The sequence below is a fragment of the Caldimonas brevitalea genome (assembly GCF_001017435.1).
Taxonomy (GTDB): domain Bacteria; phylum Pseudomonadota; class Gammaproteobacteria; order Burkholderiales; family Burkholderiaceae_C; genus Caldimonas; species Caldimonas brevitalea.
The window spans coordinates 2,191,802-2,206,348 of record NZ_CP011371.1 but is presented as its reverse complement, the minus strand read 5'-3'; the positions used below and the strand labels follow the sequence as shown (position 1 = coordinate 2,206,348).

Below are 14,547 nucleotides of genomic sequence, written 5' to 3'. Positions count from 1 at the left end.
CGCCCCTTCTCGCGGAGCACAGAGCCGGGGACAACGCCTGCCCAGACTTCAAGCGTGCGCTGCTTTGCACCCCCGCTCGGTGCGGCAGCGCACACTACAGCGCTGACGATCGCCAGGCCGCCGCAGCACTGCGTCGCTGCAGGCGCCGGCCTGAGGGTGCGCTAACGCACATACGACATCGAACCAAACGCAGAGCATCTGCGTCATGGAGACGACGGGCTCTCTCAACGCATCCTGCTGCTCCGGCGGATGCCGGCTGACCATCAGCTCAGCTCCTGACGCCAATGCGTGAGCCGCGGGCCATGAAAGGAGCATCACGGTAGAGCGTTGGAGCCACGCTGGCAAAGAACGCAATGCCGCACCGTCGAGTTTCTGGACACCCAACTGACGGGAAAAACCATGACTGATTCAACCCCCTCGCCGGCCACCACGCGCGCCGACGGCGCCTCTGGCGCAAACCGCCCTGACCCCCTCGTCACAGCCACCCATACCGATACCATCCCCCCGCCGGACGATGTTTTGCAGACGCCAGCGTCCACGACGCATGGCTCCCCATGGCAGCGCGGCGCAGCCGGGGTGCAGCGTTGGGAACACGCGATTGCATCGGGAGCGACCAACGCAGCGCGGAATGTCGACACTTATGTCCGCGTCTACCCGTGGGGTGCCATCGTGGCGTCCGCGGCCGTCGGCCTCGTGGTGGGGCTGGCGCTGATGCGCAGCTGAAGTCCCTCAACTCGCAATACGGGGCGGCAGCAGCCGGTCGCACTCCTGCTTCACGACGCCATAGCATTCGCACACCTGAGCCTCCAGGCCGGCACGGTCGAGCACCGTGATGTGGCCGCGGCTGTAGCGGATCAACCCCGCGTGCTGCAAACGCCCGGCGGCTTGGGTCACCCCTTCGCGCCGAACGCCCAGCATGTTGGCGATCAGCTCCTGCGTCATCACCAGCTCGTTGCCATGCAGCCGGTCGAGGCTCAACAGCAGCCAGCGGCACAACTGCTGCTCCAGCGTGTGATGGCGGTTGCAGACCGCGGTCTGTGCCATTTGCGTGATCAAGGCCTGGGTGTAGCGCAGCAGCAAGTGCATCACGGCACCCGCCGCGTCGAACTCCTCGCGCAGCACCCTGGCGGGCAAGCGCACCGCCTGGCCGGCACTCTGGACGACAGCGCGACTCGGCGTGCTGTCGCCGCCCATGAACAAGGCGACGCCCACCAGCCCCTCGTACCCCACCACCGCGATTTCCGCACACGCGCCGTCTTCGAGCACGTAGAGCAAGGAGACGATGGCGGTGTGGGGGAAGTAGACATGCGACATCGTCCTGCCGGGCTCATAGAGCACTTGACCCAAGCCGAGTTCGACCACCTCCAGATGGGGTCTCAGGCGCTCCCACGCCTCGCGGGGCAACACCGCGAGCAGTTGGTTCTGACTGAGAGCGGCGTCGAATGGCAGTTGGGGGACAGACATGGCAGGCCCTCGTCGAGACCGGCGGCACGGCGCGGCCGGGACGCTGCACCGGTTTACAGCAGCAACCTACGGTGCCGCACACCGCGGGCGACGACCGGCGCATGCCGCGCGAACAAGGCCGTCACCAGGGTCATTCTACGGGCCCACCTCGGACAGCACGCCACGCGGCCGCGGCCGAGGAACCCGGAGTCGAGGGCATGTCCGACACGCGCGCGGGTGGGCCAGCGCACCGACCGGAGCCCGGCGCACACTCAAGCTGATGTACCGGCCTGGCGATGGAGCAGTGCCGGCATGCTGCGACGCCACTCCACTCCGAAAGCACCACGCCATGACCGCACCCGAACGGACGCCGCCGGACGGCGGCTCGCCCCACTCTCGCCCGCCCGCTGCCGGCGTTCAGGTCCAGCCTCACGTCGAGCGCAACGGCTCTGCCGGGCCCGGCCGCACGCAGGCGCAGGTGTCAGAGGGCCGCGCCAGCCCCCTCGACGCTCGCCCGAAGGACGAGCCGGTACGGCACCGGACGCCGTTCGGCTACCGGCGCAGCCGCGGCCTGCCGTGACAGGCGCCGCGGCGTCAGTTGCAAAGCGCTCGGGTTCAAGCCGCGCACAAGCGCTGTTTGGCCGCCTGATATTCGCTGCGCAGGCGCTCGATCAGCACGCGGGCCGGCACGACGGCCTTGACGGCACCGATGCCCTGGCCGCAGCCCCAGATGTCCTTCCAGGCTTTTTTGGCGCCTTCGCCGCCGAAGTCCATCTTGCTCGGGTCGCTTTCCGGCAGATGTTCGGGGTCGAGCCCGGCATTGACGATGGAGCCGCGCAGGTAGTTGCCGTGCACGCCGGTGAACAGGTTGGAGTAGACGATGTCCTGGCTGGTGCTCTCGGTGATCATCTGCTTGTACGCGTCGGTCGCGCGGGCCTCTTCGGTGGCGATGAAGGCCGAGCCGATGTAGGCGAAGTCCGCGCCCATCGCCTGCGCCGCCAGCACTGAGCGGCCGTTGGCGATCGCGCCCGACAAGGCCAGCGGGCCGTCGAACCACTCGCGGATCTCCTGCACCAACGCGAAGGGGCTCGTCGTGCCGGCATGCCCGCCGGCACCCGCTGCCACGGCGACCAGGCCGTCGGCGCCCTTCTCGATCGCCTTGCGGGCGAAGGCGTTGTTGATGATGTCATGCAGCACCACACCGCCGTAGCTGTGCACCGCCTGGTTCACCTCGGGGCGTGCGCCGAGCGACGTGATGATGACGGGCACCTTGTACTTCACGCAGAGTTCGAGGTCGTGCTCGAGCCGGTCGTTCGACTTGTGGACGATCTGGTTGATCGCGAACGGCGCCGCCGGGCGGTCCGGGTGGGCGCGGTTGTGTGCCGCCAAGGCCTCGGTGATCTCGGCCAGCCACTCGTCCAACAGCGATGCGGGGCGGGCGTTCAGCGCGGGCATCGAGCCGATCACCCCGGCCTTGCACTGCTCGATCACGAGCTTGGGGTTGCTGATGATGAACAGCGGCGAGCCGATCACCGGCAGTGACAGGTTCTGGAGCACGGGAGGCAAAGGCACAAGTCTCTCCTGGGGAAAAGCGGCACCGTCGAGGCGGCCGCGGAAGCGGGCAGACATCGGCGCGGCGCCTCGCAGCGCCGCGCCCTGCAGGGCAAGAAGGTCAGAACGCGTCGGCGGCGAGGGCGGTGACGCTGTCGCCACCGTCGACGATGCTGTCGCGCAGACCGGGCGCCTTGGCGAGCAGGTGCTCGGCATAGAAGCGCGCGGTCGCGATCTTGGCCTGCATGAAGTCGACCTGCTCGCCCGCCTTCACGCGGTCTTCGGCCACCAGCAGCGCACGCGCCAGCTGCCAGCCGGCCACGACGTTGCCGGCCAGCATCAGGTAGGGCACGCTGCCGGCGAAGACGGCGTTCGGACGCGCCTTGACGTTGCCCGCGACGAACTCGACCACCTGCAGGAAGGCCTCGCGGGCGGCCTTCAGCCGCTGCAAGGTCGCGCGAGCGGCCACGCTGTCGCGACGCGCCAGTTCAGCCTCGGTGGCCTCGATCTGGCGTGCGACGGCCTTGGCCGTCTGGCCGCCGTCGCGCGCGGTCTTGCGGCCGACCAGGTCGTTGGCCTGGATCGCGGTGGTGCCTTCATAGATGGTCAGGATCTTGGCGTCGCGGTAGTACTGCGCCGCACCGGTCTCCTCGATGAAGCCCATGCCGCCATGCACCTGCACGCCCAGGCTGGTGACCTCCAGGCTCATCTCGGTGCTGTAGCCCTTCACCAGCGGCACCATGAACTCGTAGAAGGCCTGGTTCTGCTTGCGCACTTCCGGGTCCGGATGGTGGTGCGACGCGTCGTAGGCCGCCGCGGCCGTGATCGCCATCGCACGGCAGCCTTCGGTGTAGGCCCGCATCGTCATCAGCATGCGCTTGACGTCGGGGTGGTGGATGATCGCGGCCGAGCCCGGCTGCGAGCCGTCCACCGGCCGCGACTGGACGCGGTCGCGTGCGTATTCCACTGCCTTCTGGTAGGCCCGCTCGGCCACCGCGATGCCCTGCACGCCCACCGCGAAGCGCGCGGCGTTCATCATGATGAACATGTACTCGAGGCCGCGATTCTCTTCGCCGACCAGGTAGCCGATGGCGCCCGGGCCCACGTCACCCTTGTCGTCGCCATAGACCAGCACCGCGGTCGGGCTGGCCTTGATGCCCAGCTTGTGTTCGATCGACGCGCAATAGACGTCGTTGCGCTTGCCCAGCGAGCCGTCGGCGCCGACCAGGAACTTGGGCACGATGAACAGCGAAATGCCCTTCACGCCCTCGGGCGCGGTCGGCGTGCGGGCCAGCACCAGGTGGACGATGTTGTCCGCCATGTCGTGCTCGCCGTAGGTGATGAAGATCTTCTGGCCGCTGATGCGGAAGCTGCCGTCGCCTTGCGGCACGGCCTTGGAACGCACCAGCGCCAGGTCCGAACCGGCCTGCGGCTCGGTCAGGTTCATCGTGCCGGTCCACTCGCCCGAGATCATCTTCGGGAGATAGAGCTTCTGCTGCTCGGGCGTGCCGGCGGTCAGCAGCGCTTCGATGGCACCGTCGGTCAGCAGCGGGCACAGCGCAAAGCTCAGGTTGGCACTGTTGTTGATCTCGATGCAGGCGGCGCCGATGGTCTTGGGCAGGCCCTGGCCGCCGAACTCGCTCGGGTGCTGCAGGCCCTGCCAGCCGCCGTCGCCGTACTGTTTGAAGGCTTCCTTGAAGCCGGGCGCGGTGCTCACCTTGCCCTGGTTCCAGCCGCCGGGGTTCTTGTCACCCTCGAAGTTCAGCGGTGCGATCACGCCTTCGTTGAAACGGGCGCATTCCTCGAGCACCGCCTGGGCGGTCTCGAGCCCGGCGTCCTCGAAACCGGGCATCTTGGCGACGTCTTCCAGGCCGGCGAGTTCCTGCATGCAAAACAGCATGTCCTTCACGGGGGCTTGGTAACTCATGGCGTCTCCTTGGTTCTGCAGGGTGAAATCGGGTTACAGGCGGAAAAAAGCCCGTTGCCCAGGGTGCGGGCGAACGGGCTGTGCTGCGCCACAGGGGCTTACAGCGCTTTGACGAGCTCCGGCACGGCCGTGAAGATGTCGGCTTCCAGGCTGTAGTCGGCAACGCTGAAGATCGGCGCTTCGGGGTCCTTGTTGATCGCGACGATCACCTTGGAGTCCTTCATGCCGGCCAGGTGCTGGATGGCGCCGGAGATGCCGCAGGCCACATACAGTTGCGGTGCGACGATCTTGCCGGTCTGGCCCACCTGCCAGTCGTTGGGCGCGTAGCCCGCGTCGACGGCGGCACGGCTGGCACCCAGCGCGGCGCCGAGCTTGTCGGCCAGCGGGGTCAGCAGCTCGGTGAACTTCTCGCTGGAACCCAGCGCGCGGCCACCGGAGACGATGATCTTGGCGGCGGTCAGCTCGGGGCGATCGCTCTTGGTGACTTCACGACCGACGAAGCTGGAGGTGCCGGCATCAGCGGCAGCGGCCACGCTCTCGACGGCAGCCGAGCCACCGGTGGCGGCAGCGGCGTCGAAGCCGGTGGTGCGGACCGTGATCACCTTGACCTTGTCGGCGCTTTGCACCGTGGCGATCGCGTTGCCGGCGTAGATGGGGCGCTCGAAGGTGTCGGCGCTCACCACCTTGGTGACGTCGGACAGCTGCGCCACGTCCAGCTTGGCGGCCACGCGCGGCGCGACGTTCTTGCCGGCAGCGGTGGACGGGAACAGGATGTGGCTGTAGTTGCCGGCGATCGCCAGCACCTGGGCCGCGACGTTCTCGGCCAGGCCTTCGGCCAGCGAGGCGCCGTCGGCATGCAGCACCTTGGTGACGCCGGCGATCTGCGCGGCGGCCTGGGCGGCGCCGGCGGCATTGGCGCCGGCGACCAGCACGTGCACGTCGCCGCCGCATTGGGCCGCGGCCGTCACGGTGTTGAGGGTCGCGCCCTTGATGGAGTTGTTGTCGTGTTCGGCAATAACCAGTGCAGTCATCATCAACTCCTTAGATCACCTTGGCTTCGTTCTTCAGCTTCTGGACCAGCGTGGCCACGTCGGGCACCTTCACGCCGGCGCCGCGCTTGGGCGGCTCGCTGACCTTCAACGTCTTGATGCGCGGCGCCACGTCCACACCCAGGTCGGCGGGCTTGACGGTCTCGAGCGGCTTCTTCTTGGCCTTCATGATGTTGGGCAGCGTCACGTAACGCGGCTCGTTCAGGCGCAGATCGGTCGTGATGACCGCGGGCAGCTTCAGCTTGATGGTTTCCAGGCCGCCGTCGACTTCACGCGTGACGGTGGCGTAGCCGTCGGCCACTTCGACCTTGGAGGCGAAGGTGGCCTGGGGCAGGTCGAGCAGCGCAGCCAGCATCTGGCCGGTCTGGTTGCAATCGTCGTCGATCGCTTGCTTGCCGAGGATGATCAGGTCGGGCTTTTCCTTCTCGACCAGCGCCTTCAGCAGCTTGGCCACGGCCAGCGGCTGCAGTTCTTCGGTGCTTTCGACCAGGATGCCGCGGTCGGCACCGATGGCCATCGCGGTGCGCAGCGTTTCCTGCGCTTGCGTGACGCCGCAGGACACGGCCACGACTTCGGTCAGCGCGCCCTTCTCCTTCAGGCGGGTGGCCTCTTCGACGGCGATTTCGTCGAAGGGGTTCATGCTCATTTTCACGTTGGCGATGTCCACCCCCGTGCCGTCAGACTTCACGCGAACTTTCACGTTGTAGTCGACGACGCGCTTGACCGGTACCAGTGCCTTCATTGCGACGTTCTCCTTTGATTGACGTAAACGTAACTCGGGATTCTATGTTGCGGTGCACTCGGTAGGCTGCCGCGCAGGCGACTCGGCGCTCCGGATAGGGGCCCCGCGCCAAAAAAACGAACGATCGTTCGATTCTATCTGAAGCCGGGGGAGGTTCGTCCAGCCCCCCGGTGCAGGCGCGCGCGTGAGCAATTTCTGGTGGGAGCCGTGCGCGTCACTTTGGTTCACGTTCGCCCTGCGCGCCGCTGCTAGACTCCCGCGGCCGTGCCGAGCGCCGGCCCATACCCCGAAAAGAGACCTCTCGCTGCCCGACGCTCCCATGCTGCCTACCCCAGGTGCTGCTGCCACACCGCCGATCGGCGTGTTCGACTCCGGCGTCGGCGGGCTGTCGGTGCTGCGCGCCGTGCACCGTTTGCTGCCCGGCGTGCCGCTGCACTATGTGGCCGACTCCGGCTACGCGCCCTACGGCGAGCGCGGCGACGACTATGTGATCGCCCGCTCGCGCCACCTCACCGAGTTCTTCCGTTCTGCAGGCGCACGCGTCATCGTGATCGCCTGCAACACCGCCACCGCCGCCGCCAGCCGCGACCTGCGCGAGCGCTACCCCGACACCGCCTTCGTCGGTGTCGAGCCGGGCCTGAAACCCGCGGTGGGCCTGAGCCACAACGGCCAGGTCGGCGTGCTGGCGACCGGCGGGACACTGCGCAGCGAGAAGTTCCGCAAGCTGCTTGCGAGTTTCGAAGGCCAGGCGCGCTTCCACCTGCAGCCCTGCCCGGGGCTGGCCCATGCGATCGAACAAGGCGACCTGGCGTCTGCAGCGCTGCGCGACCTGGTGGCGAGCCATTGCCAGCCGCTGCGCGAGGCCGGGGTGGACACCGTGGTGCTCGGCTGCACCCACTACCCCTTCGTGGCACCGCTGATCCAGCAGGCCCTCGGCCCCGGGGTGCGGCTGATCGACACCGCCGAGCCGGTCGCGCGGCAGACCGTGACGCAGTTCGTCAAGATGCACGGGGCGCTGCCCGAGAGGCCGGTGCAGCCGGTGCGCGCCTACACGAGCGGCGAGGTCGCGGTGCTGCAGCGCATCGCCGCACAGTGGCTCGACTTCGACGTGGCGGTGCAGGCCCTGCCCTGAGTCCTGCCCGCCCCGCGCCCCTCAGCGCTGCAGCGCGGTGCCTTGTGCCGCGGCGCGGCCCCGCGCCACGTCGACCGGGCGCAGCAGCGCCAGCCCGGCGCCGAAAAACAGCGCCGTCGAGAGAAACGCCAGGCGGTGGTTGCCGGCCGTCAGCCACGACACCACGCCATAGGTGACCGGCCCGATGATGGCCGCCAGCCGAACCGCGAAGGTCCACAGGCCGTAGAACTCGGCCAGGTGCCGGGGCGGTGCGAACACGCCGGCCAGCGCCCGGCCGGCCGACTGGCTGGACCCCATACACAAGCCCGCGATCAACGCGGCGACCCAGAACACCGGCGCCGACGTGGCGGCCACCGCCAGCGCCGTCATCACCAGCCAGCCCACCAGCGTCCACCCCAAGGCGCTCTTGTGGCCGACCCGGTCCTGCAGGTAGCCGAAACCGAAGGCGCCCAGGGCCGACGCGACGTTGACCAGGAACACCAGCGCCATCGTGTCGGTCTGCTGGAACCCCAGCACCTGTTCGGCATACACGGCCGCCAGCGCAATGACCACCGCAATGCCGGCCTGGTAGCACGCGGTGCACGCGAGCAGCCAGACGAAGTCGCGGTAATCGCGGGCGTGGCGCCAGGTGGCCGCCAGCCGGCGCAGCGAGGCCGCGAGGCCCGAACTGCCCGGGGGCAGCGTCTGCGGCAGCGCCCGCTCGCGCAGCCAGGCGAACGTAACCAGCGAGGCCAGGCCGTAGACCGCGGCGGTGATGACCAGCGTGACCGGCACGAACTCGGTGGCCGTTTGACCCCGCGCCTGTGCCCACAGCACATAGGCGAGGCTCAGGCCGAGCGACAGCATGCCGCCGAAGTAGCCGAAGCTCCATCCCCAGCCCGACACCCGGCCGAGGGCGTCGGCGCGCGCCAGTTCGGGCAGAAAGGACGCGGTCAGCGACTCGCCCCAGGCATAGCAGGTGTTGGAGACGATCACCGCGACCACCGCCCATCCCACATCGCCCCGGCCGACCAGCCCCAGCGCCAGCGTCGACAGCACGCAGCCGGTGGTGGTGACGGCCAGCAAACGCTTTTTGGCCGCGTGCAGGTCGGCATAGGCGCCGAGCGTCGGCATGGTCAGCATCACGACGGCGCAGGACGCGGCCAGCGACGCCGTCCACGCGAAGGTGCCCCACGGGGCATTGCCGGCCACGACGCTGACGAAATAGGCGTTGAACACCGCCGTCAGCACCACCGTCGTGTAGCCGGAGTTGGCGAAGTCGTACATCGCCCAGGCGAACACTTCGCGCTTGCGCACGCCGTCGTTCAATGCATCCTGCGGGAACCAGGCCATCGGGTCTCCTCGGCGACGGTGGATGGTCGCCGATGATGCCAGAGCCCTTGCGCGCAGGCCTGGTCAGTTCCCGGTGTCGAGGCTGGCGCGGACCTGGGCGGTGATCTCGTAGCTGCGCAGCCGCGCGCCCGGGTCGTAGACCTGCGACGTGATCATCAGCTCGTCGGCTCCGGTGCGTTCGATGAAGTCGGCCATCTGCCGCCGAACGGTGTCAGGGGACCCGACGGCCGAGCACGACAGCACCTGGTCGAGCAGCGCCTGCGCGGCGGGCTCGAGCTGGTCCCGGTAACCCGGCTGCGGCGGCGGCAGCGGCGCCGGCCGGCCCCGGCGCAGATTGACGAAGGCTTGCTGGAGCGAGGTGGACAGGTCCGCCGCCGCCTGGTCGGTGTCGGCGGCAAACACGTTGTAGCCCAGCATCACGTAGGGCTGCGCCAATTGCGCCGACGGCCGGAACTTGCTGCGGTAGGTCGCGATCGCCGCCATCATCTGCGCCGGCGCGAAATGCGACGCGAACGCATACGGCAGGCCGAGCGTGGCGGCCACATGGGCTCCGAACAGGCTGGAGCCGAGGATCCAGATCGGCACCGACAGCCCGGCCCCCGGCACCGCCCGCACGCCGCTGTCGGCGTTGCCGGCGAAGTAGTCCATCAGCTCGAGCACGTCGCTCGGAAACGCTTCGGGATCGGTGGCGAGGTCGCGCCGCAAGGCCCGGGCCGTGACCGGGTCGGAGCCGGGGGCGCGGCCCAGGCCGAGGTCGATGCGGCCGGGGTACAGCGATTCGAGCGTGCCGAACTGCTCGGCGATCACCAGTGGCGAGTGGTTGGGCAGCATGATGCCGCCGGCGCCGACGCGGATGGTGGAGGTGCCGCCGGCCACATGACCGATCAGCACCGCCGTGGCCGCACTGGCAATGCCGGGCATGCCGTGGTGCTCGGCCAGCCAGTAGCGGTGGTAGCCCCAGGACTCGGCGTGCTGCGCGAGTGTCAGCGTGTTCTGGAACGACTGGCGGGCGTTGCCGCCCTGGTTGATGGGTGCGAGGTCGAGTACGGAAAACGGGATCATCGCGGGTACCTGGGGGCACGACGGCCGAGATCAAGGCCCCGCCGTCCCCCAGGCGCACGCCTCCGCGTCACACAGCGCCGGCGCGCCCTTCTTGCGCCAGGCGGAAGGCGCCGACGGTGCTGACCAGCGCGCCGGCCTGCCCCTTCAGGCTCTCCGCGGCTGCCGCGGCCTGTTCGACCAGCGCCGCGTTCTGCTGCGTGACCTGGTCCATCCCGCTGACCGCCGCGCTGACCTGCTCGATGCCCTGCGTCTGCTCCTGGCTGGCCACCGCGATGCCGCCCAGCAGGTCGGTCACCCGCGCGATGCCCTGCACGATCTCGCTCATCGTGTGGCCGGCCTGGTCAACCAGGCCGGTGCCCACCTCGACCCGATCGACGCTCGCCCCGATCAGCGACTTGATCTCCTTGGCCGCGCCGGCACTGCGCTGCGCCAGGCTGCGCACTTCGGTCGCCACCACCGCGAAGCCGCGGCCCTGCTCACCGGCACGCGCTGCTTCGACCGCCGCATTAAGCGCCAGGATGTTGGTCTGGAAGGCGATGCCGTCGATGACACCGATGATGTCGGCAATGCGGCGCGACGAGTCGTTGATCTCGCGCATCGTGCTGACCACCTGGCCCACCACCTCGCCGCCGCGCTGCGCCACCGCCGACGCGGCGCGCGCCAGGTCGTTGGCCTGGTTCGCATTGGCGGCGTTCTGGCGGGCGGTGCTGTTCAGTTCTTCCATCGACGCGGCGGTCTGCTCGAGCGACGCGGCCTGTTGCTCGGTGCGGCCGCTCAAGTCCTGGTTGCCCTGCGCGATCTGCACGCTGGCGGTGGCGACGCCATCGGCATTGCGCCGCACGTCCTGCACCAGTTCCGAGAGCTTGTGCTGCATCGTGCGCAGACCGTTCAGCAGCTCGCCGACTTCGTCGCGGCGGTCGACCTCGACCCGGTTCGACAAGTCGCCTTCGGCCACTTTCTGCAACATCTGACGCGCCTGCGCCAGCGGCCGCGTGATCGAACGGGTGAGGGTGAAAGCGGCCACGGCGGCCAGCAGCACGCACAGCAACGCCGAGACGATCATCGTGGTGCGCGCGGTGCGGTAGTCGTCGGCTGCCGCCTGGTATTGCGCCGCGCTGTTGTGCTCCTGGTAGGCGATGTTGGCGGCGATCGCGGCCAGCACCTCGTCGGTCGCCGGCATCGAGTCTTGCACCAGCAAGCGCGCCGCCTCCGCACGCTGGCCGGCGGCGGCGAGCTCCAGGATCTTGCCGCTGAACCCCCGCGCCTTGGCGATCGTGTCCGCGATGCGGGCACGGTTGGCCTTGCCGGTGGCGTCCGTCGGCATCTGCTCCAGCGCCTTCAGCGACGTGACGTACAACTCGCGCGCCGCCGGCAGCTTGGCCCTCTCCTGCTCCACCCGCGCAGGGTCGTCAAGGAACACGACGTGCGTGATGATGCTGGTCACCGTCTGGATCGATTGGCCCAGTTGCCGGGTGAGCCGGACCTTCACGTAGTTGTCGTTGACGATGTCGTCGAGGTTGGCCTGCAACTGGGCGAGATTGCGCAGCGCGAGCACGTTGGACAGGATCGACAGCGCGATGACAAACCCGAAGACGATCGCCAGGCGTGGGCCGATGCGGAACTGATGGAGAGACATGAGGCTTCCGTTGCGGCGGCGCGCGCCGGCCCCCCATGGGCCGGTTCGCCGCCATCCACCCGCTATTTCGGCGGCCCAGCGCTGCGCTGAAGGGGTGGCATCGGTGGCAATTCCAATCAGGTGGATTGAACAATTCGATCGCCTGCGCCGGCCTGATATGGCAGACCCGCCCGCGCGCACCTGCTGCGGCGCTCCGGCCGGGTGCGCGGCGCCGGCCTGAAGGTGGGCCGCTACTGGCCCGCGCCGGCCACCGTGTTGCCGCGACCGTTCCCGCAGCGCGCGATTTCGCCGCGCACCTGCATCAACTGCTGCTGCAACTGCGCCGAGTAGCGACGCAGCTCCGCCGCCTTCCTGCCGTCGGCTTCCATGTCGGAATCGGCCTTGGTGCCGCCGAGCAGGGAGCCGGTGTCCAGCGCCTGCTGGATCTGGCGCTCGACACTTTGCTGCTCGACCATCAGGCTGTTGGCTTCCTGCGTGAAGCGGTCGCAGACCGACCCGGACAGCGCGGACACCGCCAGCTGCGACTGCACCAGCAGCGCCTTGAGCTTCTCGCTCTCCGAGCGCAGGTCTTTCAGGTCCTCGGAGAGCAGCTTGTACCGTTCGACCGGCACGTGCGTTCTCTCGATCTCCGACTTGTAGATGTAGGAGTTCTTCAGCACCACGTCCGCGTTGAAGATGCCCGCCACATGGCGGTAGGTGAGAAGACCGCCGATGAAGCCGGCCGCCAGGAAGATCAACGCAAGCCCCGTGTGCCTCTTGAAATCTTCCAGCAACACCATCTCGACATCCCCCTGCGTGTGTCCAACCTGCCGCCACTCCGGCGCGGGTGATTGTGAGTGCGCGATCGGCACCCAACCGGAAATGCCACCGGCCTGAGGGGCTGATACCACTGCAGATTTTGCGAGTGCCTGGCGCATCTGCGGTCATGTCGCCGGAGACTGACAGCGGGAGGCAGCCAAAGCCGGGGGCGCGCGCAAGGGCTGGGGGTGCCCAGGGAAGACGCCGTGACGCCGCCGGCCAGAATGCTTGGTGCCCGAGAGCAGAGTCGAACTGCCACGCCCGGTGAAGGGCGGCGGATTTTAAGTCCGCTGTGTCTACCGATTTCACCACTCGGGCCAGGTCGGCCCGGCGTCACCGCCGCAGGCCAGCAGCACACAGAGCAAACGCCGTGCGCGCTGCTTCGAGCGTGGCATTATCGCCCGCTCTGCCGAGGGCCGGGGCTCAAGGCCGCCGCTGCACAGGCTGCAAGGTCCAGTTCGGGTTGGCTGCGGTCGGCGTGCGACCGGCCGGCGCGCCGGTCAACTCGAGCTTGCGGGCGACCAGCTGGGCGCAATACCGCAGATTCTTCAGATCTGCATGACGCAGCTGCTCGCTCGGGCTGCAGCTGAAACAGCACAGGGTGCCGTAGGGGGTGCCGTCCTTCAGCACGATGGGCGTGCTGAGATGGGCCCCGACCGGGAACGGCGACGACATAGCACCTGCTGCACCGCCCCACCGACGCGTGGGGTCTAGGCCGCCGGCGCGGCGGGCCGCCGCAGCAAAGGATGTCACGTTCGATACGCCCGAGACGCACCCGCGCGGCGCAGAAGGCCGCGCAACGTGGACAATCAGCGCCTTTTCGGCGACCAGACGACGCGACCGGCGCGCCCTTGGGGCGCGCCGGTACAGCGCCGCAGCGCCGTGCATGCCAGTAGAGAGAGTCCTACGTGTTCAAGAACCTGACGGTGTATCGCATCGGGCCGGAATGGTCGGCCACCCTGGAGCAGATCGAAGAGGCCCTGTCCAAGGCCCGTTTTGTGGAATGCGGCGCGTCGCAGCCGCAATCGGTGGGCTGGGTCGAGCCGCGCGGCGTCGACCACGGCCCGCTGGTCGAGTCGATCGGCGGGCAGCTGTTGCTGCGGCTGAAGATCGAGCAGAAAGTGCTGCCCGGCTCGGTCGTCAAACGGCGCACCGACGAGATGGCGCAGCAGATCGAACAGACCACCGGCCGCAAACCCGGCAAAAAACAGACCAAGGAGATCAAGGAACAGGCGGTCCTGGAACTGCTGCCGATGGCCTTCACGAAGATCTCGGCCATCAACGTCTGGATCGACCCGGTCAACCGCTTCCTGATGCTCGACACGAGCAGCAGCACCAAGGCGGAAGAAGTGATCACGCTGCTCGTCAAATCCCTCGACGGATTTGCCGTGTCGCAGCTGCACACGGCCGAATCGCCCGCGGTCGCGATGTCGGACTGGCTGCTCAACGGCGAGCCGCCCGCAGCCTTCACGGTCGACCGCGAGTGTGAGCTGAAATCGGCCGACGAGATGAAGTCGGTGGTGCGCTATTCGCGCCATCCGCTCGACAACGACGACGTGCGGCAGCACATCAACGTCGGCAAGGTCCCCACCCGGCTGGCGATGACCTGGGAGGGCCGCGTGTCCTTCCTGCTCACCGACATGATGCAGCTGAAGAAGCTCGACTTCCTCGACGTCGTATTCGAGGGCCGCCAGATGGACAACCCGGACGAGGCCTTCGACGCCAACGCCGCCATCGCCACCGGCGAGATGTCCAAGCTAATCCCCGACCTGATCGAGGCACTGGGCGGCGAGGAAACCGCGCCCTTCTGACCCTCGCAAGGGTCCGCCCGCCCGGCTGCCGCGCTTGTAACGGCGTGCACAGAGGCCGTGGCGC

At 68.4% G+C, this 14,547-nt stretch carries 14 protein-coding genes and 1 tRNA gene; 4 read left to right on the top strand and 11 right to left on the bottom strand.

What is annotated here, in order from left to right:
* Positions 1–399: 399 nt before the first annotated feature.
* Positions 400–723 carry a hypothetical protein gene (locus AAW51_RS29845; protein WP_157359739.1) on the top strand — a complete coding sequence of 108 codons (324 nt, stop codon included), beginning with the start codon at positions 400–402 and terminating at the stop codon, positions 721–723.
* A gap of 6 nt (positions 724–729) precedes the next feature.
* Here AAW51_RS29845 and AAW51_RS09600 read toward each other — a convergent pair whose 3' ends face one another.
* Positions 730–1,464 carry a Crp/Fnr family transcriptional regulator gene (locus AAW51_RS09600; RefSeq protein ID WP_047194434.1) on the bottom strand — a complete coding sequence of 245 codons (735 nt, stop codon included), beginning with the start codon at positions 1,462–1,464 and terminating at the stop codon, positions 730–732.
* Between the two features lie 328 nt (positions 1,465–1,792).
* Here AAW51_RS09600 and AAW51_RS29840 point away from each other — a divergent pair, with 328 nt between their 5' ends.
* Entirely contained in the window at positions 1,793–2,023 is a 231-nt protein-coding gene (locus AAW51_RS29840) for a hypothetical protein (RefSeq protein WP_157359737.1), read from the top strand.
* 35 nt (positions 2,024–2,058) lie between these two features.
* On the opposite strand, the gene AAW51_RS09595 is transcribed toward AAW51_RS29840, so the two are convergent.
* The 4 genes from AAW51_RS09595 to AAW51_RS09580 form a co-directional block, all read right to left on the bottom strand.
* Positions 2,059–3,015 (bottom strand): NAD(P)H-dependent flavin oxidoreductase, encoded by a 957-nt coding sequence (locus tag AAW51_RS09595; protein WP_047194433.1) that lies wholly within the window; start codon positions 3,013–3,015, stop codon positions 2,059–2,061.
* 100 nt (positions 3,016–3,115) lie between these two features.
* A complete protein-coding gene (locus tag AAW51_RS09590) occupies positions 3,116–4,921 on the bottom strand; it encodes an acyl-CoA dehydrogenase (RefSeq protein ID WP_047194432.1) in 1,806 nt (601 codons plus the stop codon).
* Positions 4,922–5,019: 98 nt separating this feature from the next.
* Positions 5,020–5,952 (bottom strand): electron transfer flavoprotein subunit alpha/FixB family protein, encoded by a 933-nt coding sequence (locus tag AAW51_RS09585; protein ID WP_047194431.1) that lies wholly within the window; start codon positions 5,950–5,952, stop codon positions 5,020–5,022.
* A gap of 10 nt (positions 5,953–5,962) precedes the next feature.
* Complete coding sequence (locus AAW51_RS09580; protein WP_047194430.1) at positions 5,963–6,712, bottom strand: electron transfer flavoprotein subunit beta/FixA family protein; 750 nt, start codon at positions 6,710–6,712, stop codon at positions 5,963–5,965.
* 319 nt (positions 6,713–7,031) lie between these two features.
* On the opposite strand from AAW51_RS09580, the gene murI reads away from it, so the two are divergent.
* Positions 7,032–7,844, top strand: a complete 813-nt coding sequence (gene murI / locus AAW51_RS09575; RefSeq protein WP_047194429.1) for a glutamate racemase — start codon at positions 7,032–7,034, stop codon at positions 7,842–7,844.
* Between the two features lie 21 nt (positions 7,845–7,865).
* Here murI and AAW51_RS09570 read toward each other — a convergent pair whose 3' ends face one another.
* The 6 genes from AAW51_RS09570 to AAW51_RS09545 all read right to left on the bottom strand — a co-directional run bounded on the left by AAW51_RS09570 (position 7,866) and on the right by AAW51_RS09545 (position 13,347).
* The gene (locus AAW51_RS09570; protein ID WP_047194428.1) at positions 7,866–9,176 is read right to left on the bottom strand and encodes an MFS transporter; all 1,311 of its coding nucleotides are present in this window, start codon (positions 9,174–9,176) and stop codon (positions 7,866–7,868) included.
* Positions 9,177–9,239: 63 nt separating this feature from the next.
* The gene (locus tag AAW51_RS09565) at positions 9,240–10,238 is read right to left on the bottom strand and encodes an LLM class flavin-dependent oxidoreductase (RefSeq protein ID WP_047194427.1); all 999 of its coding nucleotides are present in this window, start codon (positions 10,236–10,238) and stop codon (positions 9,240–9,242) included.
* 67 nt (positions 10,239–10,305) lie between these two features.
* Complete coding sequence (locus AAW51_RS31175) at positions 10,306–11,874, bottom strand: methyl-accepting chemotaxis protein (protein WP_047194426.1); 1,569 nt, start codon at positions 11,872–11,874, stop codon at positions 10,306–10,308.
* Positions 11,875–12,104: 230 nt separating this feature from the next.
* Positions 12,105–12,791, bottom strand: a complete 687-nt coding sequence (locus AAW51_RS09555; protein ID WP_157359735.1) for a hypothetical protein — start codon at positions 12,789–12,791, stop codon at positions 12,105–12,107.
* A 110-nt stretch (positions 12,792–12,901) separates the two neighbouring features.
* Positions 12,902–12,990 (bottom strand) — tRNA-Leu (locus tag AAW51_RS09550).
* A gap of 105 nt (positions 12,991–13,095) precedes the next feature.
* Positions 13,096–13,347 (bottom strand): GAF domain-containing protein, encoded by a 252-nt coding sequence (locus AAW51_RS09545; RefSeq protein ID WP_053013456.1) that lies wholly within the window; start codon positions 13,345–13,347, stop codon positions 13,096–13,098.
* 233 nt (positions 13,348–13,580) lie between these two features.
* Here AAW51_RS09545 and AAW51_RS09540 point away from each other — a divergent pair, with 233 nt between their 5' ends.
* On the top strand, positions 13,581–14,483 hold the full coding sequence (locus AAW51_RS09540) for a recombination-associated protein RdgC (RefSeq protein ID WP_047194424.1): 903 nt from the start codon (positions 13,581–13,583) through the stop codon (positions 14,481–14,483).
* Positions 14,484–14,547 lie beyond the last annotated feature (64 nt).